This is a genomic window from Collinsella aerofaciens, from assembly GCF_015561195.1.
GTDB classification, from domain to species: Bacteria; Actinomycetota; Coriobacteriia; order Coriobacteriales; family Coriobacteriaceae; genus Collinsella; species Collinsella aerofaciens_AC.
In genome coordinates, this window is sequence record NZ_JADMSU010000004.1 from 15,908 (window position 1) to 40,834 (window position 24,927).

Annotated in this window: 22 protein-coding genes; 12 read left to right on the forward strand and 10 right to left on the reverse strand. The window is 61.6% G+C overall.

The annotated features are described in order from the left end of the window. Nucleotides 1-28: 28 nt before the first annotated feature. Nucleotides 29-1,054: a quinolinate synthase NadA gene (nadA, locus tag I2H81_RS05150; RefSeq protein ID WP_117583639.1), complete on the reverse strand. Its 1,026-nt coding sequence runs from the start codon at nucleotides 1,052-1,054 to the stop codon at nucleotides 29-31. 292 nt (nucleotides 1,055-1,346) lie between these two features. Here nadA and I2H81_RS05155 point away from each other — a divergent pair, with 292 nt between their 5' ends. Both I2H81_RS05155 and I2H81_RS05160 read left to right on the forward strand, forming a co-directional pair. After that, entirely contained in the window at nucleotides 1,347-2,069 is a 723-nt protein-coding gene (locus tag I2H81_RS05155) for a LytR/AlgR family response regulator transcription factor (protein ID WP_195644807.1), read from the forward strand. After that, on the forward strand, nucleotides 2,069-3,346 hold the full coding sequence (locus I2H81_RS05160) for a sensor histidine kinase (RefSeq protein WP_195644808.1): 1,278 nt from the start codon (nucleotides 2,069-2,071) through the stop codon (nucleotides 3,344-3,346). The genes I2H81_RS05155 and I2H81_RS05160 overlap by 1 nt, the downstream gene beginning before the upstream one ends. Before the next feature lie 74 nt (nucleotides 3,347-3,420). Here I2H81_RS05160 and I2H81_RS05165 read toward each other — a convergent pair whose 3' ends face one another. Continuing rightward, the gene (locus I2H81_RS05165) at nucleotides 3,421-3,996 is read right to left on the reverse strand and encodes a hypothetical protein (protein WP_195644809.1); all 576 of its coding nucleotides are present in this window, start codon (nucleotides 3,994-3,996) and stop codon (nucleotides 3,421-3,423) included. Nucleotides 3,997-4,132: 136 nt separating this feature from the next. Between I2H81_RS05165 and trxA the strand changes: the two genes are divergently transcribed. The 8 genes from trxA to I2H81_RS05205 all read left to right on the forward strand — a co-directional run bounded on the left by trxA (nucleotide 4,133) and on the right by I2H81_RS05205 (nucleotide 11,297). Then, on the forward strand, nucleotides 4,133-4,453 hold the full coding sequence (gene trxA / locus I2H81_RS05170) for a thioredoxin (RefSeq protein ID WP_022093990.1): 321 nt from the start codon (nucleotides 4,133-4,135) through the stop codon (nucleotides 4,451-4,453). 221 nt (nucleotides 4,454-4,674) lie between these two features. Further along, a complete protein-coding gene (locus tag I2H81_RS05175; protein WP_195644810.1) occupies nucleotides 4,675-4,923 on the forward strand; it encodes a hypothetical protein in 249 nt (82 codons plus the stop codon). A gap of 1 nt (nucleotide 4,924) precedes the next feature. After that, nucleotides 4,925-5,437, forward strand: a complete 513-nt coding sequence (nikR, locus tag I2H81_RS05180) for a nickel-responsive transcriptional regulator NikR (RefSeq protein ID WP_118205863.1) — start codon at nucleotides 4,925-4,927, stop codon at nucleotides 5,435-5,437. A gap of 42 nt (nucleotides 5,438-5,479) precedes the next feature. Continuing rightward, complete coding sequence (gene hypF, locus I2H81_RS05185; RefSeq protein ID WP_195644811.1) at nucleotides 5,480-7,936, forward strand: carbamoyltransferase HypF; 2,457 nt, start codon at nucleotides 5,480-5,482, stop codon at nucleotides 7,934-7,936. Nucleotides 7,937-8,067: 131 nt separating this feature from the next. Continuing rightward, entirely contained in the window at nucleotides 8,068-8,328 is a 261-nt protein-coding gene (locus tag I2H81_RS05190; protein WP_195644812.1) for a HypC/HybG/HupF family hydrogenase formation chaperone, read from the forward strand. Beyond that, nucleotides 8,328-9,440 carry a hydrogenase formation protein HypD gene (hypD, locus tag I2H81_RS05195; protein WP_271817479.1) on the forward strand — a complete coding sequence of 371 codons (1,113 nt, stop codon included), beginning with the start codon at nucleotides 8,328-8,330 and terminating at the stop codon, nucleotides 9,438-9,440. Before I2H81_RS05190 ends, hypD begins: the two co-directional genes overlap by 1 nt. A 48-nt stretch (nucleotides 9,441-9,488) precedes the next feature. Continuing rightward, complete coding sequence (gene hypE / locus I2H81_RS05200; RefSeq protein WP_195644813.1) at nucleotides 9,489-10,523, forward strand: hydrogenase expression/formation protein HypE; 1,035 nt, start codon at nucleotides 9,489-9,491, stop codon at nucleotides 10,521-10,523. A gap of 105 nt (nucleotides 10,524-10,628) precedes the next feature. Further along, complete coding sequence (locus tag I2H81_RS05205; RefSeq protein WP_195644814.1) at nucleotides 10,629-11,297, forward strand: HAD family hydrolase; 669 nt, start codon at nucleotides 10,629-10,631, stop codon at nucleotides 11,295-11,297. A gap of 475 nt (nucleotides 11,298-11,772) precedes the next feature. Here I2H81_RS05205 and I2H81_RS05210 read toward each other — a convergent pair whose 3' ends face one another. The 4 genes from I2H81_RS05210 to I2H81_RS05225 form a co-directional block, all read right to left on the reverse strand. Then, nucleotides 11,773-12,330, reverse strand: coding sequence for a hypothetical protein (locus tag I2H81_RS05210; RefSeq protein ID WP_035136614.1), 558 nt, complete (start codon nucleotides 12,328-12,330; stop codon nucleotides 11,773-11,775). A gap of 237 nt (nucleotides 12,331-12,567) precedes the next feature. Then, on the reverse strand, nucleotides 12,568-13,104 hold the full coding sequence (locus tag I2H81_RS05215) for a PTS sugar transporter subunit IIA (protein ID WP_117806548.1): 537 nt from the start codon (nucleotides 13,102-13,104) through the stop codon (nucleotides 12,568-12,570). A 140-nt stretch (nucleotides 13,105-13,244) separates the two neighbouring features. After that, entirely contained in the window at nucleotides 13,245-14,684 is a 1,440-nt protein-coding gene (locus I2H81_RS05220) for a glycoside hydrolase family 1 protein (RefSeq protein ID WP_195644815.1), read from the reverse strand. Nucleotides 14,685-14,854: 170 nt separating this feature from the next. Then, nucleotides 14,855-15,847: an AraC family transcriptional regulator gene (locus I2H81_RS05225; RefSeq protein ID WP_195644816.1), complete on the reverse strand. Its 993-nt coding sequence runs from the start codon at nucleotides 15,845-15,847 to the stop codon at nucleotides 14,855-14,857. Between the two features lie 114 nt (nucleotides 15,848-15,961). Between I2H81_RS05225 and I2H81_RS05230 the strand changes: the two genes are divergently transcribed. Next, a complete protein-coding gene (locus tag I2H81_RS05230; RefSeq protein ID WP_195644817.1) occupies nucleotides 15,962-18,553 on the forward strand; it encodes a glycoside hydrolase family 2 in 2,592 nt (863 codons plus the stop codon). 165 nt (nucleotides 18,554-18,718) lie between these two features. After that, nucleotides 18,719-19,573, forward strand: a complete 855-nt coding sequence (locus I2H81_RS05235) for a MurR/RpiR family transcriptional regulator (RefSeq protein ID WP_195644818.1) — start codon at nucleotides 18,719-18,721, stop codon at nucleotides 19,571-19,573. A gap of 143 nt (nucleotides 19,574-19,716) precedes the next feature. Here the strand turns inward: I2H81_RS05235 and I2H81_RS05240 are convergent, their stop codons facing one another. From I2H81_RS05240 to I2H81_RS05255, 4 genes are all read right to left on the reverse strand, one after another. Beyond that, nucleotides 19,717-20,337, reverse strand: coding sequence for a helix-turn-helix domain-containing protein (locus I2H81_RS05240; RefSeq protein WP_055250846.1), 621 nt, complete (start codon nucleotides 20,335-20,337; stop codon nucleotides 19,717-19,719). 349 nt (nucleotides 20,338-20,686) lie between these two features. Next, complete coding sequence (gene pyrE, locus I2H81_RS05245) at nucleotides 20,687-21,367, reverse strand: orotate phosphoribosyltransferase (protein WP_195644819.1); 681 nt, start codon at nucleotides 21,365-21,367, stop codon at nucleotides 20,687-20,689. 131 nt (nucleotides 21,368-21,498) lie between these two features. Beyond that, nucleotides 21,499-23,043, reverse strand: coding sequence for a helix-turn-helix transcriptional regulator (locus I2H81_RS05250; protein ID WP_195644820.1), 1,545 nt, complete (start codon nucleotides 23,041-23,043; stop codon nucleotides 21,499-21,501). Between the two features lie 380 nt (nucleotides 23,044-23,423). Beyond that, the gene (locus I2H81_RS05255; RefSeq protein WP_195644821.1) at nucleotides 23,424-24,737 is read right to left on the reverse strand and encodes an apiosidase-like domain-containing protein; all 1,314 of its coding nucleotides are present in this window, start codon (nucleotides 24,735-24,737) and stop codon (nucleotides 23,424-23,426) included. Between the last annotated feature and the right edge of the window lie 190 nt (nucleotides 24,738-24,927).

A 24,927-nucleotide genomic window follows, 5' to 3' on the forward strand; every position in this document is an offset into this window, starting at 1 on the left:
AAGGGACCGTCCCTCATGCCGCATTGTTCTAGCGCGCTGCGTACTCGAGCATGCGGTCGAGCGTGAGCTTGGCCTGATCGGCGGCCTCGTCCGACACGCCGATCTGCACCTCGCCCTCGCCCGTCTCCAGGCAGCGCACGAGCTTTTCGAGCGTGATGAGATCCATGTTGACGCAGGTGGGCTGCACCGCGGGGAAGTAGAACTTCTTGCCGGTGCCCTGGCAGCGGCGCTCGAGCTCGTAGAGCACGCCACGGACCGTCACGATAATGAACTCGCTCGCGTCGGACTCCTCGGCGTACTTGATGATGCCGGCGGTGGAGCCGATGTAGTCGGCCTCGGCCAAGACGTCGGCCTTGCACTCAGGATGCGCCAGCACGAGCGCGTCGGGGTGGGCCTCCGTCGCGTCGACGATCTGCTCGACGGTGATGATGTGATGGCGCGGGCAGTAGCCGTTGTTGAGAATGACGTGCTTTTGCGGCACCTGCTCGGCTACGAAGCGGCCGAGGTTTTGGTCGGGAATGAACAGGATATGCTGCTGCGGCAGCTCGGACACGATCTTGACGGCGTTGGAGCTGGTGACGCACACGTCGCTCCAGCTCTTGATCTCGACCGTGGAGTTGACGTAGCAGACCACGGCCAGGTCGTCGCCGTACTCGGCGCGCGCCGCGTCGACCGTCTCGCGCTTGACCATATGAGCCATGGGGCAGTCCGCACCCGGCTCGGGCAGCAGCACGGTCTTGGTGGGGTTGAGCAGCTTGGCGCTCTCGCCCATAAACTCCACGCCGCACAGCACGATGGTCTGCTGCGGCAGGCTCTTGGCGAGCTTTGCCAGGTAAAAGCTGTCGCCGACGTAATCGGCCACAGCCTGGACCTCGGGCGCCACGTAATAGTGCGCCAGGATTACCGCGTCGCGTTGGGTTTTAAGTTGCTGAATGGCCTCGACGAGCTCTGCGGGCACCAATGCCGCGCGCTCCGTTGCCGTCGTTGCCGATGCCAGGCCGGCCGCAATGTCGCGTGCAAGCTCCGATGCATCCATGTTCGCGCTCTGTGCCATCAAGGCCCCTCTCTTTTGGCGAATCTTGGGGCTTTAGTATGACACCTAGGTTTACAGCTGACAAGACAGCTGTAAACCTAGGTGTAAAGTTGAAATAAAGATTCAATCATGCGGCAGGTCCATTTTCGAACTGGCAAGCTGAGGATAGCCGAGCTCTCGATAGCGCAGGAGGCATCTTTCGCCACCGCAATACCGCTCGGCGCGAGTTGCACGCCTTGGGGCACGAACGGGCGCTCCCCCGCGAGTGGTCCGCGCCCAATGTGGCAAAATCGAACTACTAAGGGGGCTCAGAATGCTCAAGATTATTGCCTGCGACGACGACGTCGCTTTTCTAGATAGACTGCACCGGATGATCGACCGTTGGTCGACCGAGACGGGCACGGCGGTCGATGTTGCGCTCGTCACGCGCGGCGAGGACCTGCTGGCGCGCCATTCCGCGTCGCGCGCCGACATCATCCTGCTCGACATGATCATGCCACTCGTCAACGGCATGGACACCGCACGCGAATTGCGCCAGGCCGACACCGCCGTGCGCCTGGTGTTCCTTACCTCGTCGCCCGAGTTTGCACTGGAGTCCTACGAGGTCCGCGCCTTCGACTATCTGCTCAAGCCCGTGACTTACGAACGCCTGGCGCAGTTACTCGACGAACTTTCGAGCATGCGCCCGGCGGCAACCGACGAGCTCGTGATCAAAACGTCCTTTGGCTACCACGCCCTGCGCCTGTCCGACATCGAATATGCCGAGGCGCGCAACAAGCACGTGGTCTTCCACCTGCGCGACGGACGCGATATCGAGGCACTCGAGTCGTTCCGCAGCGTCGAGGACCGTTTGGCGCAAAATGCCACCTTCTTTAAATGCCACCGTAGCTACCAGGTCAACTTGCGCAACATCGACCACTTCGATCGCACGGACATCGTCATGCGCTCCGGCGTGTGCATTCCGCTGTCGCGCAGCAGCAAGCAGGGGTTCCAAGACGCCTACTTTGCGGTGCGCTTCGAGGGCGGGAGGCGCTGATGATCTCCTCGGTCGAAATGGTCCTTTGGGCAATCCACCACGCCACAACGCTACTCTTTGGCGTCTTTGCTTCGGCGGCGCTGTGCGGTATCGAAATCAATCGACGCCATGCACTCGAGTTGGTGGGGGTCGGAGCCGCAACCGGCGCTGCCTTTTCGATCGCCAATGTCGTTGGCGGAGAGCTTTTTGCCCGTCAGGTCTATCCGCTCGTCGTGCACTTGCCGCTTACCGTCTACCTATGCGCGCGCTACCACTTGAGTCCGCTGCTCGCGACGTTGGGCGTCACCAGCGCCTATCTGAGCTGTCAGTTCAGCAACTGGATGGGCATCGCCGCCTTTGCCGCAACCGATTCGCAGATCGCGTACTATCTGGCGCGCATCGCGACCACGCTCGGCGTCTTTGCCGTCCTGCTGCATTGGGCCGGCGACATTGGACCCCGCCTGGCGATTAAAAGCCCCACCGAGCTGGGCATCCTTTTAATCCTGCCGCTCGTCTATTACATCTTTGACTACGCCACCAACGTCTACACCACGCTGTTCCACTCGGGCTCGGTGGTGACAGTTGAGTTTTTGGCATTTGCGCTCTGTGCCTTCTATCTTATGTTTCTTGCCGTTTACCTGCGCGAATACGAAGAAAAGGAAACAGCCGAGCGAGAGCGTTGGATGCTCGAAACCCGCGACAGCGCCGCCATCAAAGAGCTCGAGGCTTGGCGTCAATCTGGGCGCGAGCTGTCGGTTCTTCGCCATGATATGCGCCACTTCCTACGCGGCCTGGCCACTTTAATTGAGGAGGGCCACACCGACGAGGCGCTCAAACGCATCGATGAGCTCTGCGAAGCCGGCGACCGCACCGCCGTACGCCGCTTCTGTGCCAACGAGACCGTAAACATTGCGCTTTCGTCATTTAACTCGGATATCAATAGAAACGGCATTACCGCCAACTTGCGCGCCGCCGTACCCGAAACGATCCACGTAGGTGACGCCGACCTGTTTAGCGTGCTCTCAAATGCCTTGGAAAACGCTATCACCGCCGCAAGCGCCGCACCCCAAGGAAAGCGATTCGTCGACTTTGACCTGCGATTTGAGGACGGCCAGCTGCTGCTGTTAGTTTCCAACACGTTTGACCGCGCACCGCGCATGGTCGACGGCATGCCCGTGACCCGGCATGCGGGCCACGGCTTTGGCACCAAGAGCATCAAACTTGCCGTGGAGCGCATGAACGGCAACTGCCAGTTCCGCATTAACGGCGATCGGTTTGAGCTGCGCGCTGTGATGTAAGGGCGCGGGCGCGACGGATTTGCGTTCCGCGGGTACGGCTCGCCCGCTCGGGGTCGTTTGTCGACGCGGGCTCGCTACAGCGGCGCGGCCGCCGGGGTCAGCTGCTTGATGTAGGCCCACATGCGCTGCTTGGCCGCCTTGTCGGTCAGCGCCGCCTCAAAGCCATCGAGCGCGAGCACGCGACGGCCCTGCACATGGGCGACCAGGCCGGGCTTGAGCATGGCGGTGTCGAAGTCATCGATCGCCACGAGCATATCGGCGTAGGTCTCGCGCATGGCGTCAGCCGCGTTGTTGTCGAGCAGTAGCACCGCCTCGGGGTCCAAGGCCTCAAGCGCCTCGCGGAACAGTTCGCACGGCAGAGTCTCGCCCACCGCGACCGCTCCGTCGCCTGTGCCGGCGACGCTTGCCAGCACGCAAAAATCCTCGGGCGCGTAGCCGATGGCCCCAAGCGCCTTGCGCAACGCCGCGCCATCCGGGCCGGCGGCAAGCTCGCCACCCGAACGCTCGGCCTCGTCCAAATCGCCTTTGACCAGCACGATCGGCGAGCACGCGTTGCCCACGATGCGCACGCCACGGACCGCAAGCGATGTGAGCTCCTGCTCGGCCGCCTGGGCGATGGCTTCTTTTTTCTGGCTTTGTGACGTGGACATGCGCTCTCCAATCGTTTGCGTGCCCACCATTATATAAAAGAGCCGCCCGCGAGTGGTTGCTTTACGGGAGGCTGGGTATAAGCACGGTCGTACTGAGTTTTACGCGGCCGAGCCGCGTCGCATTATGGAGGTCACCATGGCTGACATTAATCAGATTACCCCCGAGAACTTCGATTCTATCGTTAACGACAGCCTGCCCGTGCTGGTCGATTTTTGGGCACCGTGGTGCGGGCCCTGTCGATCCCTCTCGCCCATCGTTGACGAGGTTGCCGATGAGCTGGCGGGCAAGCTTGCCGTTGCCAAATGCAACGTCGACGACAACCAGGACCTGGCCATGAAGTATGGCGTCATGAGCATCCCCACGCTGATTGTGTTTAAGAACGGCGAGGAGATTGACCGCTCGGTTGGCGCTCTGCCCAAGGCGAGGCTGCAGGCACTGCTGGAGAAGCATCTGTAATACGCTTGTTACTTACCCGCCGTCCATGAGCGGTTTTGCACCGCTCGCCGGACTGCCGGGTGCGGCGCGTGCGACCACGGATAGTATGGTAGTTACAAACAGCCCCCAGTGAACGGGTGCGGGTCAGACGGACTCGCACCCGTTTTCTTATGCAGCTGCGCACAGAGTGGGCGTAGTAAAATCTGAACCACTGGATTACCGCCTACACTTGGAGATTTCCCATGCATGATGTTGGAATGAACATGAGCCAGCTTGCCATGAGCGTCAAGCAGGTCGACGACACCATCGAGCTCGCTCACGAGTGGAGCCATCAGCTGCTGCATGCGACCGAGAATTTTGACATGGAGCGCATCAGCGCCAAGCTCGAGGCAGCCATGGCCGCGCTGCACGAGGCCCACGACGCACTCGAGGGCTACGAAGAGGCCATCGAGGCCGACCACAACTCCGCCGGCTCCGTGAAGCTGGTGTAACGTGGCCGAACACGAGCACGGCTGCGGGTACGAGCACGAGCATCCGCACGGGGCGGACGGTGACGCGGGCTGCCACTGTAGTGGTTCCGGCTCCGAGCTGGTCCGCTTTTCGGTTACCGCACCGGACGACCTGCTGCGCCGTTTTGACGAACAGATCGCGCGCCGCGGCGACGTGGCCAACCGCTCCGAGGCCGTGCGCGACCTGATTCGCGCCTCGATCGCCAAGGAGCAGATGCGCACGCCCGATGAGCATGTTATCGGGTCGCTCACCATGATCTACGACCACCATACCGGCGACCTGACGCGCCGTCTGGACGAAGTGCAGCACGACTACACCGACGAAATCGTATCGACCATGCACGTGCATCTGGATCACCACAACTGCTTGGAGATTCTGGCGCTCAAGGGTCGCGGCGAGCGCGTCTACGAACTAGCCGACCGCCTGCTGGGCCTGCGCGGCGTTAAGCACGGCGAGCTCACGTGCGCCGCCACCAAGCAGAGCCTGGGGCTGTAGCGCACCTGTCCCTATTTGGTCGGTTTTGATGAGGGGTGTCGCATGCGGCATGTGCATATTCATGTGACGGGCATTGTGCAGGGTGTTGGCATGCGACCGTTTGTGTATCGCGAGGCCATGGCGCATGGCATTTGCGGCTGGGTGCTCAATGCGGGCGACGGCGTGCATATCGAAGCGCATGCTCTGGCCGGTGCGCTCGATGCTTTTGTCGCCGCGCTTTCTGAGCATGCGCCTGCGGCAGCCCGCGTAGAGCATGTCGAGGTTGTGGACCTGGCAGCCAACGGTTGGGATGCCGCCAATGAAGAGGGTTTTCGCATCGTAGCATCGCAGGACCAGACCGCGCACACGACGCTCGTCTCGCCCGATATCGCCACCTGCGACGATTGCCTGCGCGAGCTGTTCGATCCCGCCGACCGACGCTATCATTACCCCTTTATCAACTGCACTAACTGCGGCCCACGCTTTACCATCATCCGATCGCTGCCTTATGACCGAGCGGCTACCTCGATGGACCGTTTTCCCATGTGCCCTGAGTGTGCCGCGGAGTATGCCAATCCGCTCGACCGTCGCTTTCACGCGCAGCCCGATGCCTGCTTTAATTGCGGGCCGCATATCATGTGGCGCGAAGCGAGCGTGGGCGATGAGCCTGGCGAAGCCGCCGCGCCGCTGGCCGTCGGCACCACGCGCGAGACCAGCGACGCCATTATCGACCGCTGTGTTGAGCTGCTGGCCTGTGGCGGTATCGTCGCTATCAAGGGACTGGGCGGATTTCACTTGGCATGCGACGCCTCCAACGAGCAGGCGGTAGCCGAGCTTCGCCGCCGCAAACGCCGCAGCAACAAGCCGCTTGCCGTTATGGTACGCGACCTTGCCGACGTTGAACGCCTGTGCCATGTCAACGACGTTGAGCGTGGCTTGCTGGCCGGCAGCATTCGCCCCATTGTGCTGCTGCGCCGACGTGCCGTTTGCGAGAGCGGCGGTTCCCCCGACGCCCTCGCGCTCGCACCGTCCGTCGCGCACGACCTTCCCGAGCTCGGTGTTATGCTCCCCTACACCCCGCTTCAGCATCTGTTGCTTGCCGCGGCAGAAGTCTGCGGTATGCACGCGCTCGTCATGACCAGCGGAAACCTGAGCGAAGAGCCCATCGAGACCGACGACGACCTTGCCTGGGAACACCTCGTTGCCGCCGGCATCGCCGATGCGTTGCTCGGCAACGACCGCGCGATCCTCTCGCGCTACGACGACTCTGTAGTGCGCGTGGTCGACGGCGCCGTTATGCCCGTGCGCCGCGCTCGCGGATATGCACCCCAGCCGCTGCCGTTGCCGGCGCTCGACGGCACTCCGTCCTGCGTGCTCGCCTGTGGGCCACAACAAAAGGCCACGATTGCGCTCACGCGTGAAGGGGCGAACGGCGAGGCAACCTGTTTTGTGTCGCAGCATATCGGCGATGTTGAAAACGGCGGGACCTTCGATGCCTGGAACGCCGCGCGCACGCGCTTGGAAGATCTCTTTGACTTGGCGCCCGCCGCCTTAGCCTGCGATGTACATCCCAGCTATCTATCGAGCCAGTGGGCGCGCGAGCAGGCGCGAAAATGCAATCTGCCGCTCGTCGAGGTGCAGCACCATCATGCGCATATCGCGAGCGTAATGGCCGAGGCTATCGCCGCGGGCCAGCTTACAACCGACGCGCGCGTCCTTGGCATCACCTTTGACGGCACCGGCGCCGGTACCGATGGGACCATTTGGGGCGGCGAGTTTCTTGTCGCTGGCCTTGCTGACTTTGAGCGCGCAGCGCATCTGCGCACTTGGGCCCTACCCGGTGGCGTAGCGTCCGTACGCGACGCTCGACGCAACGCCTTTGCCCTGCTCAGCGAACTCGGCCTGCTCGAACACCCAGGCGCCGCTCGGCTTTTGGACGGCCTCGACGAGCAAACGCGCAGCGTGACAGCCACCATGATCGAGCGCGGCATCAACAGCCCGCGTACCAGCAGCATGGGGCGTCTCTTTGATGCCTCAGCCGCGATCCTGGGCATTTGCGGCCAGGCAACCTACGAGGGCGAACCCGCCGTCGAGCTTGAAGCCGCCGCCTGGCGCGCGCTCGGCGGTAAGACCGTTCGTCTCGGCGGCAATCATACAGGCGTATTCACGTCTGCCGATGACTCCCCCATCTTGGACCCCCAACCACTCATCGAAGCTCTTCTGAATGGAATCGAGGCAGGCGCGCCGGCCGATAGGCTCGCCCTCGAGTTTCACATCGCCATCGCACGCTCTTCGGCACGAATCGCACGCGAAATCTGCGCGCGCGAAGGCCTCGATACCGTCGCGCTCTCGGGCGGTGTGTTCATGAACCGGCTTTTGCTTCAGCTTCTTACCCACGAACTCAAAGACGCCGGTCTTGCCGTCTTGGTCCCCCACGCCGTGCCCGTCAACGACGGCTGCATCGCCTACGGTCAGGCCGCCATCGCTCGCGCTCGCCTCGCGCAGACAGCATCGCGATAGGCTGTTTTGCCAGCCTGCGCGCCGCCGTCTCACAGGTGTAACGCGTTTGCTCGTGACTCCCGCGAGCGCTACCATCAACTGATGGGTAATTAGGCGCCTATCCAGCGCAAAACGTATAAAAGGGGAACATTATGTGCCTTGCCGTTCCCGGTAAAGTGGTCAAACGCGACGACGACCTTAAGGCGACCGTCGACATGATGGGCATCGAGCGCCCCGTTTCGCTGCGCCTCGTGCCGACGGCACAGGTAGGCGACTATATTCTCGTGCACGCCGGCTTTGGCATTCAGATTGTCGACGAGCAGGAGGCCCAAGAGACACTCGAGCTCGTCAATACCATGGCCGAGCTAGCCGAAGAGGACCAGCTCGCCACCAACCCGGCGGAGACTTACTAGTGACGCCCGAACAGCCGGCTCGCTCCGGTATCGACTTCTCGGCATTCCGCGATCCTAAGCTGGCTCGCGAGCTCATCGGGCGCATTCATGAGCTTGTCGGCAACCGCAGCATCAACCTTATGGAAGTCTGCGGCACGCATACCGTGAGCATCGGGCGCTATGGCTTTCGCTCCATTATGCCTGCCGGGCTCAAACTGCTGAGCGGTCCGGGTTGCCCCGTCTGCGTTACCGCCAACCGCGATATCGACCATGCAATCGCGCTCGCCAAGATGGACGGCGCCATCATCACCACCTTTGGCGACATGATGCGCGTGCCCGGATCGTCCACCTCGCTCGCCGCGCAAAAGGCGGCGGGGCGCGATATTCGCATTGTGTACTCCCCGCTCGATGCACTCGATATCGCCGAACACAACCCCGATCGCCCGGTCATCTTTATGGGCGTCGGCTTTGAGACCACGACGCCCACCATCGCCGCCGCCATCCTGGAGGCAGACGCGCGCGGGCTGCAGAACGTCTCGGTCTACTGTGCCCATAAGACCACACCGCCGGCGCTACGCGCCATCGCCAACGATCCCGAGACCACTATCGACGGCTTTATCCTGCCGGGCCACGTCGCCACCATCACGGGCCTGGCGCCCTTTAGCTTTTTGGTCGACGAGTTCAATACCCCGGGTGTGGTCACGGGATTTGAACCGGTCGATATCCTGCAGGGCATCTGCATGCTGGTCCAGATGGTTGTCGAGAACAGGCCGGCGATCGACAACGCCTACCGCCGTGGCGTCAACGCAGACGGCAACCCCGTGGCGCGCCAGCTGGTCGAGCAGGTGTTTGAGCCATGCGGCACCACGTGGCGCGGGCTGGGGCCGATTGCCAACTCGGGCCTTTCCATCCGCCCCGAGTTCTCGCGCTTTGATGCCCGCACTCGCTTTGATGTGCCCGTTGAGACGACGGTCGAGCCGCGTGGGTGCCGCTGCGGCGACGTGCTGCGCGGGGCCATTACGCCGAGCGACTGCCCTCTGTTCGGCCAAGCTTGTACACCCGAGCATCCCGTCGGCCCCTGCATGGTGAGTTCCGAGGGCAGCTGTGCGGCGTACTACCGCTACCGTAACTAGCCCGGACGCACCCGCACACTGGCACCATCCACGATTGGAGTTTTCGATATGTCCCATAGCATCACCGATAGCACTGTCCTGTTGGGCCACGGCTCCGGCGGCCAGATGATGAAGCGCATTATCGATGAGGTCTTTCTGGATGCCTTTGGGTCGCCCGAGCTGCTTGCGGGCAACGATGCCGGCGTCGCCGCGCTGCCCACGAGCGAGCGCATCGCCATGTCGACCGATAGCTTTGTTGTCTCGCCGCAGTTCTTCCCCGGTGGCAATATCGGCCGCCTCGCCGTGTGCGGAACCGTCAACGACGTCGCGACCTCGGGTGCCAACGTGCGCTACCTATCGTGCGGCTTTATCCTCGAAGAGGGCTATCCCATGGATAAGCTCCGCCAGATTGTGCAAACGATGGCCGAGACGGCGCACGAGGCGGGCGTGGCGATCATCACCGGCGACACCAAAGTGGTCGAGCGCGGCGGGGCCGACGGCGTCTACATCAATACCGCCGGCGTGGGCGAAGTGCCCGTGGGCGTAGCGCTCAGCGGCGCCAACTGCCAGCCCGGCGATGTCATTCTGGTATCGGGTACGCTGGGCGACCACGGTATCGCCATCATGAGCCAACGCGAGGGCTTGGCGTTTTCGAGCACCATCGAAAGCGATGCCGCGCCGCTCAACCACCTGATTGCCGATGTGCTTGCCGCAGCACCCGAAACACGCTGCTTCCGCGACCCCACGCGCGGCGGCCTGGCGTCCACGCTCAATGAGTTTGCCCAGGCCAGCGGCGTTGCCATGGAGGTCGACGAGGATGCCGTGCCTGTGCGCCCCGACGTGCAGGCAGCCTGCGAGATGCTCGGCTATGACGTGCTGCAGGTAGCAAACGAGGGCAAGATGGTTGCCGTGGTGCCGGCCGAGCAGGCCGATGCCGCGCTGGCAGCCATGCGCGCCGCGCGCTACGGCGAGAATGCCGCTATTATCGGTCGCGTGCTGCCGCTTGCCGAGGACGCCCGCCCCGCCGTGCGCGTGCGCACCGGCTGGGGCTCGACCCGCATCCTCGACATGCTCGTAGGAGAGCAGCTGCCGAGGATTTGCTAACGACAAAGGCTCAGGGCTATTAAAGATATTCAGATTCCAAACATGCCCGGCACGCATGCCAAGTATCATGGGGTGCGTTTTACAACTCAAGCGGCAGGAGCACCCATGGCAGCAGCTTTTTCCCATGTGATCTTTGATCTGGATGGCACCATCCTCAACACGCTCGAGGACCTGGCGGCCGCCGGCAACCATACCTGCGAGACGCACGGCTGGCCCACGTTTGCCGTAGACGAGTACCGCTACAAGGTGGGAAACGGCATGCTCAAGCTGGTCGAGCGCTTTATGCCTGCCGAGTATGCGGGCGACGGCCGTATGTTTGAGCAGACGCTTGCCGAGTTTAGGGCTTACTACGGCGAGCACAAGGAGGACCACACCGCACCGTACGCCGGTACGATCGAGATGCTCGACCGCCTGCGCACCGCGGGCGTGCAGCTTGCCGTGCTCACCAACAAGGACCATGTTTCGGCCGCTCCGCTTATCGAAAAATACTTTGGTTCCGAGCGCTTTGCGCTGGTGCAGGGCCGCGTCGATGCGTTTCCTCCCAAGCCCGAGGCGCCTGTTACGCTGCATGTGATGGAAGAGCTAGGCGCCGACCCGGCAACCACGCTCTATGTGGGCGATTCCAATGTCGATATCCTGACCGGTCACAACGCCGGCCTCAAGAGCGCCGGCGTCGCCTGGGGCTTCCGTGGCCGCGCAGAGCTGGAAGCCGCCGGCGCCGACTACGTGGTGGACACCCAGGATGAGCTCGCGGCGCTGATTCTGGGCGAGTAGCGGGGCTGTCGCTCAACACGGCTGCATAGATTCTGTCGCGCGGAAAGCGCATCCCGTTTTGCCGCCTCAGAATGGGATGCGCTTTCCGGTTGAGCCTTGTCGGGGAATCGGCATCCCGTTTCAGAGCAATATTCCGGGTTGCACTTTCCGCAACCCAACCCATCCGGAAACCGCGACCCGCTATTCGGCCAAATACCGGCTCGTATTTTCCCGAGCATTCGATGCAACGCTGACGCAAGGAGTGTCCCCAACTGCCGGCAGAAAAGGAACGTCCCCAAGTGCCGCCCCAATGACTACCATGGCAACGCCGCAGGTAGAGGACGGACAGCGAGCGGGCACCAGAGCGAACAAATTGGCATGAAAAGAGGACGGCATAGACCTTCTGGTCATGCCGTCCTCTTTGAATGACAAGTTGTCGCTCTGGTGCCCGCGCAGCGTCGAGCAGTTGCGGCGTTTGGTAAAACGCCGCAACAAACTAGCTCAGCATTGCATCCATCATCTCGGAGTTGACGGAGTCATCGGCAGACCACTCGCCGTCGTCGTTGCAGGTGTACTTGAAGATAACCGTGGTCTTCCTGGGCTCGGTTGCCTTGGTCACATCGACCATAACCTGACCTGCCATCTTGTACAGCTCGTCATCGGAAGGAACCGTATCAAGCGCGGCGACCTTCTCCTGATACTGGGTGGAGAAGTCCTCGACGATCTTGTTCATGGACTTGCAGGTGATGGAGACCTCGGCGGTCGCGACACCCTTGTCCTCGTCGACCGTCACGTCGCCGATCTTGTAGTCAAAGCCCTCGAGATAGGTCTTGGCGTACTCCTTGGGATCGATACCCAGCTGCTCGAACTCGTCGCCCGAAGCCTCCTCCAGACCAGAGAGGAAGTCGTCGCCACCGTTCTTGACCTCGTCAAACTGCGTCGTAAGATCCTCGGTGATGAGCTCCTCAACCGAAGGACCTCCACAGCCGGAAAGCACGACCACGCATGCAACCAAGACGGCCATGAGGGGCGCAAGCAGCAGCTTCTTTTTCATGTTGTTCCTCCCAATGAGCGGCACCGCGCTTCCCAGACGCGGCGCACGTTGTAATAAGTAAGCCCATACTATCCACTTATGAACATCCTCGGCAACGCGAAGGCGCGGTCGGTTCGTTTTAGCGTCCGAACGGTTTGCAAGCCCGCCCAACGTGCAATAAAACGCTTCCCCGCGATGCAATAAAAAAAGGTGGCCGGAAAACCCGACCACCCTTGCACATCCTTTGGATGCCGCAGTTTACTTGCGGACGACCTTAACGATGGCGTCACCGGCGGCGACAGCGGAGTCGGCCTCGACGGCGAGTTCGACATCGGCAAACTCGGCGGTGTTGGACACGGCCACCACGACGCAGTCCTTGTAACCGGCAGCGGCGATCTTGGCGCGGTCGATCTTGAGCATGGGCTGGCCAGCCTTTACGACGTCGTCGGCCTTGACGAAGCCCTCGAAGCCATCGCCGTTCATGTTGACGGTATCGACGCCAACATGCACCAGAACCTCGATGCCGCTATCGGACTGCAGACCCACGGCGTGGCCCATGGTGACGGTCACCTTGCCGTCGCAGGGAGCGTAGACCAGATCGTCCTCGGGCCACACGGCGCAGCCCTTGCCCAGGACCTCGCCGCCAAAGACGGGATCGGGCACGTCGGCCATCTTGATGACCTTGCCCTTGACGGGCGAGCACAGCACGTCGGCGCCGGCAGAAGCAGAGATGGAGGACGGAGCAGCGGCAGTCGCGGGCTCAGCCTTCTTCTTGAACATGTCAAACAGACCCATACGTTTTCTCCTCTTGATTAAGCGCAACGTTGTGCGCATGCCTATGGTGATTATAGTGCCAAATGGTTCAAATGCTAAGGTGGGGACTCGAATCGCGAGCCCATCCCAACGCTTTTCCCCGGTGGCACTCATATTGTCGATTAATCCAGGCCCTCGGCACCGTTGGACTTGATGATCTTCTGGTAGGCGTAGAAGCTGTCCTTGCGGCGGCGCTCGTAGGTACCGGTGCCGTCGTCGTACTTATCGACGTGGATGAAGCCATAGCGCTTGCGCATCTCGCCGGTGCCGGCGGACACCAGGTCGATGGGGCCCCACCAGGTGTAGGCGATCAGGTCGACGCCGTCGGCAATGGCCTCGCCCATGGCCTTGATGTGGCTCTGCAAGTAGGCGATGCGGTACGGGTCGTGGATGGAACCGTCCTCCTCGACCTCATCGTAGGCGCCCATGCCATTCTCGACCACCATCAGCGGAATCTCGTAGCGGGCGTAAATCTCGTTGAGGGCGATGCGCAGACCCAGCGGATCGATCTGCCAGCCCCAGTCGGTGGACTCCAGATAGGGATTCTTGCCGCCAAAGGTCATGTTGCCCTCGGTCATCTCGTGATCCTTGTGGGTGCCCACGGTGCCGGACATGTAGTAGCTAAAGGTGTAGAAATCGACCTTGCCGTCGGCGATATCCTGCAGGTCACCGTCCTCCATCACAAGCTCGACATCGTTCTCGGCCCAGAAGCGCTTGGCATAGAACGGATACTTGCCGCGCACCTGCACGTCGGAGCAGTACCAGTTCATGGTATTCATCTCCTGCTGCGTGGCGAACACGTCGGCCGGATCGCACGTGGCGGCATAGGAGAGGATGAAGCAGTCCATGTTGCCCATCTTAAACTGCGGATAGTGCTCGTGGGCATAGCGCACGACGCGGCCGCTGGCGACAAACTGGTGATGCAGCGCCTGCATACGAGCCTGCGGCGTAGTATGGACCGCCGAAGCCGGGCCCTCAAAGCCCTGAATCATGCTGGTCTCAAAGAGGTTGCCCATGTCCTGAGTGCCGCAGTTGATCTCGTTGAAGGTGAGCCAGAACTTGACCTTGTCCTGATAGCGGTCGAAGACGGTCTGGCAGTACTTCTCAAAGAAGCCGATGAGCTCGCGGCTCGCCCAGCCGTTGTATTTCTCGACCAGGTGATAGGGCATCTCGTAGTGCGACAGGGTCACGAGTGGCTCGATATTGTGAGCGCGCAGGCAGTCGAAGACGCGGTCGTAGAAGGCGAGGCCGGCCTCGTTGGGCTCGGCGTCGTCACCGCTGGGGAAGATGCGGCTCCAAGAGATGGACATGCGGAACATGGTAAAGCCCATCTCGGCGAACAGCGCGATGTCCTTCTCGTAGTGATGGTAGAAATCTATGCCGTCATGGTTGGGGTAGAAGCGGTCGGGGTCGATGTCGATCGTAATCTGGCGCGGCTCCTTGTAGCTGCCACCCAAGAAGTGGTCGTCGACCGACGGACCGCGGCCGTCAACGTTCCAAGCGCCCTCAAACTGATTGGCGGCCGTGGCGCCGCCCCAATAGAAACCCTCGGGGAATCCCATAAGTGCCTCCTCGCTCATGCGTGTTGCTGATGAAACGAGTATGCCGCCGAGTCGCTCCAGGCCAGGGCGAAGGCGCCGATTTGGACACTTCTTTTCGCAGACGCGCGCTGCAACAGCGCTGCAGCTGAAACTTTTTGACACCGAAGGAGCGAAGACGATCCGCCCCGCGCTTACCGGCGGTATGCCGCGGGGGTGCAGCCATACTTGTCGCGAAACTTACGGTAGAAGAAGCTCATGTTTTCATAGCCCACCGCATGCGCAGCCGCCCCGGCCGTGGCGCCACCGCGCAGAAGCTCGGCCGCACGCACCAGGCGTCGCTCCTGCACAAGCTGCCTAAAGGTCTTGCCCACATGTCGCTTGAGGAGCGCCGTCGCATAATTAGGGCTCAAGCCAAACTCCGCCGCCATCCCCTCGAGGGAGCATGCAGCGAATTCGCGATCGATATAGCCAAGCATTCCCGTCACCAGGGCAGTGGGCCCCGCCGCGCCGTCCGCCGCGCCGCGCACCAGCTCGCGCTCGTAGCAATCCATGAGCTCGGCCAAAAACAGCTGAAACAGACGCAAAACGATCTCGGGACCGTTGGGGCTCGGGTCGTACAGCTCGCAGAGCATCTCCTGCATGTAGCGCCGAATCCGACGGCTCTCGCCGCAGTAAAAACGGACATGGCCCCGATGGTCCGTCTCGCTGTTGAGCGCGTTGAACAAAAACCGCGAGACCGCGCTCTCGCGCGAGAGGCTCGACTCGAGACTCCGGCGCAAAAAAGAGCGTGAAACGGTCATGCTCAGCATGATGTCGTCCTCACCAAGCGCCGCCACGGCATGCGGGCAGAGGGCGTCGAGCAAAAGCACCTCGTTGCGGCCCAGCTCGAGCCTCTCCCCCGCCACCGTCTGCGGGCAGCGTCCGCGATACACATAGCTCAGCTCCACGTAATCATGCACGTGCTCGGGAACTGCATTAAAGCGCGAGTTTTTCCTTATCGTCAGGCCACGCGGCATGCCGGGCTGGGCATAGGCAAACCCTGGCTGCCCAATCTTGCGCACTGGGCATCCGTCGATTTCGACATGCTCGGTCATAATCGACCAATCAAATGCCATGCCGTCTTTATAAGCGATCTCACTGGCGCTCAGTTCGCTGAGCCTACGCTCGAGCTCGTCGATCTCCATGGCTTGCCAATCGTTGATTTGGTCATAGTTCGTCGTGATTCAGATATTAGCAGAACGCGCCGACGCGTCCATAATCTGTGCTATGCAGCAGATCGATCGAGCCAAGGAGGATCCATGACCGCGTACTATCAGCAGGTGCTCGAGGGCACATACGACAACCACGTGCTTCCGTTTTTGTGGATGAAGGGCGAGAGCCATAAGACCATTGCCGAGTATCTGGAGAAGATCGCCGGCGCCGACATCCACGAGGTCTGTCTCGAAAGCCGCCCACACCCCGATTTTTGCGGCGAGGGCTGGTGGCGCGACTTGCGCTTTGTCATTGACGAGTGCAAGCAGCTGGGCCTTAAGCTCTGGATCTTGGACGACGCGCACTTCCCCACGGGCTTTGCCAACGGCGCCGTCAAGGAGGCCGTGCCCGAGCTCCGCAAGATCGTGCTCACGCACCGCACGTTCGACATCGTGGGCCCCACGTCCGCCGCGAGCATCGCGCTCGCCAACATGTTCGACAAAACGGAGCGCTTCTACGGCGTGACATTTATGCAGGACGGCAGCCCCGTCGACATCGATTACCGAGTAATCGACGATGCGGGCGGCAACCCCAGCCGACTGGTCTTCGATGCACCCGCGGGCCTCACGCAGGCATGCGTGATGTTCACGAGCGGCAAGACCTCCTACAACGAGGACTACATCAACATGGTCGACCGCGCCTCGGTGGCGCAGCTCATCGATGCTGTCTACGAACCGCATTTTGAACATCTGGGCGATGAGTTTGGCAAGACGATCCTGGGCTTTTTCTCCGATGAGCCCGGATTTGCCAACGAGAAGGGCACCACGGGCCCCGACGGCATCTCGGATACGCTCATCGGCAAGGCCGCCGCGCCCCTGCCCTGGTCGGCCGAGCTTGAGCGTCGCCTGCGCACGGCGCTGGACGAGCGCTACCTGGCCGAGCTCCCGCACCTGTGGGACCGCGAGCCGGCCGGCGCGCACGTGCGTCACATGTACATGGACATCGCAAGCGCCCTCTATAAGGAGTGCTTCTGCGACCAGCTCGGCGACTGGTGCCGCGCGCACGGCGTGCAATACATCGGCCACGTTATCGAGGATAAGGACTGCCACGCGCGCCTTGGCGTGGGCGCCGGGCACTACTTCCGCGCCGTGGGCGGTCAGGACATGGCGGGCGTCGACATCGTGATCAACCAGCTGGTGCCCGGCATGGACCGCGGCCTTCACAGCTACGGACGCGGCGTTTGGGACCTCGAGTTCTATAACTACGTGCTGCCCAAGCTAGGCTCCTCGGCGGCGCACCTCGACCCCAAAAAGCAGGGGCGCTGCATGGCCGAGGTCTTTGGTGCATTTGGATGGCACGAAGGCCTGCGCGAGATGAAGTGGATTGCCGATCATTTTTTGGCGCGCGGCGTCAATTGGTTTGTGCCGCACGCCTTTAGCATGGCCGCCTTCCCCGACTGGGACTGCCCGCCGCATTTCTATGCGCATGGCCAAAACCCCCAGTTTGTACACTTTGGGCAGCTCATGAGCTATATGAACCGTACGGCGAGCCTGCTGAGCGGCGGACGCGCAACGACCCCGGTTGCGCTTCTCTACCATGCGGACGCCGAGTGGGCAGGCGAGGCGAGCTTTATGCAGCATGCCGCCTCCGAGCTTATGCGCGCGCAGATCGACTTTGACATCGTGCCGGCAGAGGCATTTGAGGATGCAGGGCGCTATGCCGTTGAAATTGCCGCAGACGGTAGCGGCTTTAGCGTGAACGGCCAGGCGTACCGCTGCCTGGTGATGCCCGGAGCCGAGTTTGTCGGCAGAGCCGTGCTCGACTTTGCCGCGCGTGCCGCAGCCGCAGGTGTTGCCGTGTACGCGCTGGATGAGTTGCCGAGCAAACGCTACGACGGTGACATTGCAGGCCGCGAGGGCTTTGCCTCCGTGGATGCAACCGCGCTCGCCGGCATCAAACTCCTGGCGACCACCGAGCTCGCAGACACGCTCGCCGACGCCGGCATGCAGGCCGTGGTTTGTGCCGAGCCCCAGCCCTGGCTGCGCGCACTGCGCTACGAGCGGGTGGGCGAGACCTATCTGATGCTCGTCAACGAGCATCCCAAGCAGGGCATCTCCACTCAGGTTGCGCTTGCCGACGGCACGCCCATTGCAGGCGCGCGCCTCGATCTGCTCAACGGCACCGAGCCCGCCGCCTTTGACGGCACGCTCGAGCTGGCTCCCTACGAGAGCTGCATCGTGGTCCTTGGGGCCGCAGGTTCCGTTGCCGTGGCAACCGCCGAAGACGAAGCCGCATGCGTCGACGGGCCCTGGGCGGTTGCCTTCTCTGCCCCTGGCACCGATGCCTTCGGCGAACCTGTTGAGCTTGCAGACCTGCACGACCTTTCCTCGGCCGAGTTCCCCGGCAAGGCCGGCACATTCCGCTACCAGGCTTCCTTTGTCCTGGGCGAAACGGCCACCCGCACCGTCATCGACCTTGGCGAGGTCTTTGAGACCGCAACCGTCACCCTCGACGGCAAATCCCTCAGCACGCGCATCTGTCCGCCTTACCGCTTTGAGGCCGGCGCGCTTTTGGCCGGCGGGCACGCGCTTACGATCGACATCATCAACACCCTCGACCACGCCGTCCCCGACGTGTTCGGCATGACCGAGCCCTCCGAGCCCAGCGGCCTCTTGGGCCCCGTACGCGTGCTCGGGTAACGCCCCGGGCGCAAACGGCCCAACAAGGACAGCGCCCTATGTTGAGCCCGCGCAGCGTCGAGCGGTCCGTCGTTCATAGACCGGCGGACCAAAACTCCCAGCCAAGCCGAACGTTTTATTTATCGCTATGATTGGTTTATCGCGACGCAAACGCATAGGAGCCATATGGATATCAGGCGAAAGATCACGCAGGGCAAAAGCCTCACCCCCACCGAGCAACAACTTGGGCAAACGGCGCTCGCCATGGGCGAGGATGTGCGCGGGCTTTCCATTAAGGAATTTGCCGCGCGCGCCAACGTTTCGGTCGCGAGCGTTCACCGCTTTTGCAAAAAGCTCGGCCTCGAGGGATTCAAAGACCTCAAGGTCGAGCTCATCCGTCAGGCGACCGAGGCGGGCAACCGGCGCGACGTGGACATCAACTTTCCCTTCGATGCCACCTCCACCCCTGCGCAGGTGATGGAGCGCATGGAGGGGCTCTACCAGACCACCTTGGCCGAAACGCAGGAGCTGCTCGACCCTACGCAGCTCGACCAGGCCGCCAAGCTCGTCATGCGCGCCGGCACCGTGGACATCTACACGGGCTCGCATAACCTGTATCCAGCGGGAATGTTCCGCGACCGCCTGCTCTCGTCCGGCAAAAGCGCAACGTGCCACGACAGCGTCGAGGCGCAGGTGCGCACGGCGCTCGCCTCGGGCACCGACCATGTGGCGATTGTTATCTCCTACAGCGGCCTTGCCCCCAACCTCAGGGAGATCTTGCCAATCCTCAGCAGTCGACATGTCCCGGTCATCGTCATCGGCACACCGTACTGCGCCCGCATTCACCCCGGCTTTGCCGCCTATCTCACGGTGAGCGATCATGAGAGCATGACGCACCGCATCACGCAGTTCGCCAGCCACATCGCCGTGCAATACGTGCTCGATTCGCTCTACAGCAGTTACTTTGCCAAAGATTACGCCCGCTGCTCCGAGTTCTTAGAGCGCTCGTTTCCCTACACCCGCCTGCCCGGGCTCAAATAGCGACGAGCGTGGATTTTTGGACACTCAGATAACGAGCGTGGATAATCTCCCACTTTGAGCCCGCACACAGGCCAAAACCGGGAGATTATCCACGCTCATTTTGGGTCCCCTGGGAACGCATGAGGAGGGCGGATAGACAGCCGTTATTTGCGAGGCGTCAGCGACGTAAAGAGTCCGTGTTGGTTGCAGTAAAGATATATCCTGCCGCGCCCGGTAATATGGAAGCGCGGCTGCACCGATTGCTCTGGATAGAGCTTCTTAAAGCAGATGCCGTCCATAGTCGCATATGCTACAAAGCTAATGTAGTGATCCTTGGTCATGGGATGATCGAGCGTGACGTACCAATCGTCCTCGATGCGCTCGATGGAAAAGGCGTGGTCCGCGTCCGGCTCTTCGGCCTCCTGGGGAAACATCGTGGAGCCACAGCAGCTAAAGCTGCCTTCTCCGAGCGCGTGCACAACGTTTCCGCAGATAGGGCAAACGTAAAAGACGCCTTTGAGCATATTGCCTGCACGGTTGGCGTTGGCCCGAATGTCACCAGCCAAAAGCTCAGCCACGCTTATGCCGAGTCTCTGGGCCAAAGGCTCAACGAGGGAAATGTCGGGAAGGCCGCGGCCGGATTCCCACTTGCTGACGGCTTTATCGGTCACGCCAAGGCTTTCCGCCAGGGCGCGCTGGGTGAGGCCGCGCTCTTCGCGCAGCTGCTTGATGGCATGCGCTGCCAAAAAAGTATGGGAGGCATTGGTTTGCCGTGTCTGGTTCATGGGCTGTCCAATCAAATTGAAGAAATGGGGTGAACCGGTTCGACAGTCAGTATCCATTTGAAGGCCAGGCTCGACAACCTACGCTGCGTAGACATGCACCAATCGAACGAGCGCGGATTTTTGGACGCTCATCCTGAGTAGTCATTTAAGAACGCCCCCAGGCGCCACATCCGGAGCAAGATAACGCCGCAGGCAGAGGACGGACAGCGAGCGGGCCGCATTTGAGACAAGGTGACGTGAAACGAAAGGGCGCTGACCTTCTGGTCGCGCCCTTGAAGTTGAACGTCAGATTGTCCAAATGCGGCCCGCGCAGCGTCGGCCGGTCCGCCGTTCGGCAGAACGGCGGAACCTACTTGACTCCGTACTGCTCGTAGTAGGCGTCGATAGCGGCCTTGAGCTCGTCATCGATGACGACCTTGCCGTCGATCTCGTGGTTGTAGAGGGTCTCGACGACCTCGGCCATGGAGACGATGCTCGCGACGGGGAAACCGTACTTGGCCTCGATCTCCTTCTGCGCGGTGGTCACGCCACCCTTGCCGACCTCCATGCGGTTGAGGGACACGATGAGGCCCTTGATCTCGACATCGGCAGCAGCCTTGACCTTGGGATAGGTCTCGTCGATGGACTTACCGCTGGTGGTGACGTCCTCGACCATGACCACGCGGTCGCCGTCCTGGGGCTCGTAGCCCAGCAGGTTGCCCTTGTCGGCGCCGTGGTCCTTGGCCTCCTTGCGATCGCAGCAGTACTTGACCTCCTTGCCGTACAGCTCGTGGTAGGCAATTGCGGTCACGACGGCCAGCGGAATACCCTTGTAGGCCGGTCCAAACAGCACGTCAAAGTCGTCGCCAAAGTTATCGTGGATTGCCTGGGCGTAATACTCGCCCAGCTTCTTGAGCTGGTAGCCCGTCACGTAAGCGCCGGCGTTCATAAAGAACGGGGACTGACGGCCGCTCTTGAGCGTAAAGCTGCCGAACTTAAGAACGTCGGACTCAACCATGAACTTGATGAACTCTTGCTTGTAAGCCTCCATGTGGGCTCCTCTCGTAATCGCGTACGTGCTTTCCAGTTTAGCGCAGGCAAAGCGTCGATGCAGGCGCGCTTTGCCGAGTCGTCAACCGGCAAAACCACCACAAAGGTGCCTGTCCCCTTTGTGGTGGTTGGCTAGTCCTTGGGTGTCCAGGACCAGAAAAAGTTGATGAGGGCCACACGCGAGGCGGCACCGGTCTTTTTGTTGATCGAGGCGATATGACGGTAGAGCGTGGAGCGCGAAAGGAAGAGCGTTGCGGCGATGTCTTGAACACTCTCATGCGATGCGACCAAGGCCTCCAGAATATCGCGCTCGCGCTGCGTAAGCTCAAAGGCGACGGCGAAGGTATCGAGACGCTCGTCGAGTGTGGACTCCGGCACCTCTGCGGGGGCGGGCTCGCTCTGAGCGGATACGGGATCCGTGCCAAGGTCGCTAGCAGCAAACGCCAGGTCGCCGCGCACTTCAACGTCATAGGTCTGATGCCCAGACTGTCCCAGCAGCGAGATCGCAATGCCCACAAGCAGTACAAGCCCCACGCCCACTGCCAACAGCACGTTCTGGCTCGAGACAATCGCCACCGCCGGTGCCGTCACGAGCATCGCGCAAACGTTATTGATGACACGGCCCATGCACGGCCACAGGTACGACCAGTGCGCATAAACCGAAATAGCGGCAAACTTCGCCGTGAAAAACACCACGAAGAAGCCCGCACCCAGATAGAAGATGACGGTGGCGGCAAGTATGTTGGCGCCGTTGGCATCGGTGATAAGCACAGCGAATGAGAGCGTGGACAACATGGCGACGCAGGTCATGATGATGTTCATACACGAGCGCCCGCGCAGGTCAAATAGGGCGCCGGCGAGCAGAGCGCTCACGCCCATCAGCAAGCGAGACCAATCGCCCAAGTCAACGGACCCGGCGGCGTGCGAGATCGTGAGCCCCGCATTGAGGGCGACAAACAACCCGGTAAGGCAGGCGGTTGCAATCGTCAGACGCACCACGGCGCGCCGAAAAGCCGCCGTTGACTCGGGATCGTTTTGCCATTTGGCGCCAAACTCCGATGCATCCACCGAAAGCTCGGCGATATCGGGTTCAGGCCCAAACTCAGATTCGCCGCGCAGCTTGGCACGGCGGACGCTGCGGAGGAGCGCCACCTGCGTGACCGCACAGGCAACAAAAACAAACTGCTGCGGAATCCCCGCGGGTATCACCATGTGGCTGAACACCTGAAGCAGGACGCCCAGAGCATATGAAAGCGCCGCCGCGCGCGCCAAGTACGGCGTCCGCGCAAAGCGCCGCGCAAAGTTGGCATGAGCGGTCGATCCGCAGTAGCCCAGCGTGCAACACGCCATCAAACCGCCGGCAATTACCACCTCAAACCGAACCGCCATAATCATCAGCAGCAATGCCGACACCAGCAGCACGCCCGTGATGTCGCTCGTCGTATCGATCGCGCGGGGGCGGCGATAGTACAGAATAGGACGCACAAAAAAGCCGATTACGCTCGCACCGACGATGAGGGTCTCGTAGGTAGCAACCTCGCTCGGCGGCACAAACTCGGCCACGCGCATGTCGAAGAGGTACTCGCCAGCCAAAAACGTAAAATAGAACAGCGCCAGGCATATAATCTCCCGAATGCCCCAACGCAAATACGCCGTTGTGTCTCCCATACCTTTCATGAATACCCCCCCGCAGTCGCTTAATGGCCTGCAAACTCATTCTATTAGAGAACCAGTCCTAATATCGAACCTATCCTCAAAATGTCGCTAATTTGACCCCAACAGCCCACAGCGTAAACCGATTTTGAGCCGCAAGGCCCAGAAAGGGCGCGCACGGCTTGCAGCTCGGCAAGGAGTGTCCCCAACTGCCACTCATTTAAGCACTCATTTAAGTGCGTCCCCAATGAGTAGTTTCACTCATTGGGGACGCACTTAAATGAGTGGCACCAAGAAGTTGCGGTGAAATGGTCCCTGTTTGGCAGCTTGAGACCGCCATTTGGGAACTATTCCACCGCAACCTAATGAAAGGGACTGGGTTGTAATTGTTGGAGAAGAGCCGCCTAGCGCCCGGGGGTAAGGATTACCAGGGCGTCGTGTTCAAAGGGATGCTGAGCCACGCGCACGGTGCCGTCACCGTTGTCGCGGACGGGCAGTTTTGCGATGCGCTTGTCCTCCATGTCGAGGACCGTCGCCGTCCAGCCACGCGCGCCGTCGAGCTTAAACTTGAGCGCCGTGGTGCGCGGCAGGTACGTGACGACGCGATCGCCAACGCGCGCCACACGGATGGCCTCGCGCGCGTCATCGAGCAGCTCCTGCGCCGGAACCACGGCAAGCGCGTCATCGGCAGCTGTGGCACCCAGACCGGCAAGCACATGCTCGATCGCGCCAAAGTCCCACACGCCCGGGAACTGCAGGCACTCTTGCCAGCGGAAGGGCATGTCAAAGCCCTCGCCCAGGACCGAACCCTGGCTGCGCGACGTCTGCCAGTTCCAAACGCCGTGCGCGCCGTAGGTCACGCCGGCACTGGCGCCGGCAAGAATCGACGACCATACGCTCGCGCGGCAATCCTGCGCGGTAAAACGCCAGTACACGTTGCGCGACGCGCCCATCTGCTCGTAGCAGGGCTCGGAGTTGACCATCGGCTTTTTGGGATAGTTGGCGATAAAGTCCTGCGGCAAGCGCCAAGCCTCGGGCTGGCCCTCGTAGTTGTGGCCGGGTTGGAACATGTAAAAGTCGAGACGGTCCAGATACTGCGCCGGAATGGTGCGATTGCCGCGGTTGATATGCATGGTGCGCAGCGCCTCGGGCGCACGCTTGACGACCTCGTCGAGCGCGTCCTCGTAATAGGCAATCGCCTCGTCGCCGGCAAAATCGGTATCACCCGTCACCACGTAGACAGGGTCGAACTCGCCCAGGTTCTCGACAACGCGGGCAACGTGGGCGCGAACCTCCTCACGCGGCATAACCTCGGCGCCGCAACGCTCGGCGATCTTGGCACCCCAGGTACCGGGCACGTAGTTGCACCACATGAGCACGAGCGCCGGACGAATGCCGTGCTCGACGGCCACGCGGCACATGGCGGCGGCACGATCCCAATACGCCTGGTTGGGGCAGGACCAATCAAAGTGCACGCCGTCCTCGCTGGCATAGGGCCAAATGCCCAGATCGGGACAGCAGCGATCCCACTGCGGCAGCGTGTTGATCTGCAGCACGTTCATGCCCTGCTCGGCACGGCGGGTCAGGTAGTAGTCCCAGTCGTCCTCGGCGATGCTCGTAAATGCGCTCCAGCACGTATCGGCAAACCAGAAGAACGGTTTGCCCTCGCACAAAAAGCCGTCCTGGCGACCGTTGACGGTCAGCTTTCCCAAACTCATCTGCATGTCCTTTCGTTTGATAAAGGATTTGCGAACCGCCGGGGGCTTTCGCGGTAACCCCGCGCGAAAGCCCCCGCCGCTTGGCAAACCCTCGCGGGCGAATCTCACCCGCCTCCATCAGTCTACCTTGCAAGAAGGGCCCCGCCGGGCTTACGCCTGACGGGGCCCTGTCGTGTAGGTGAGGTCATAT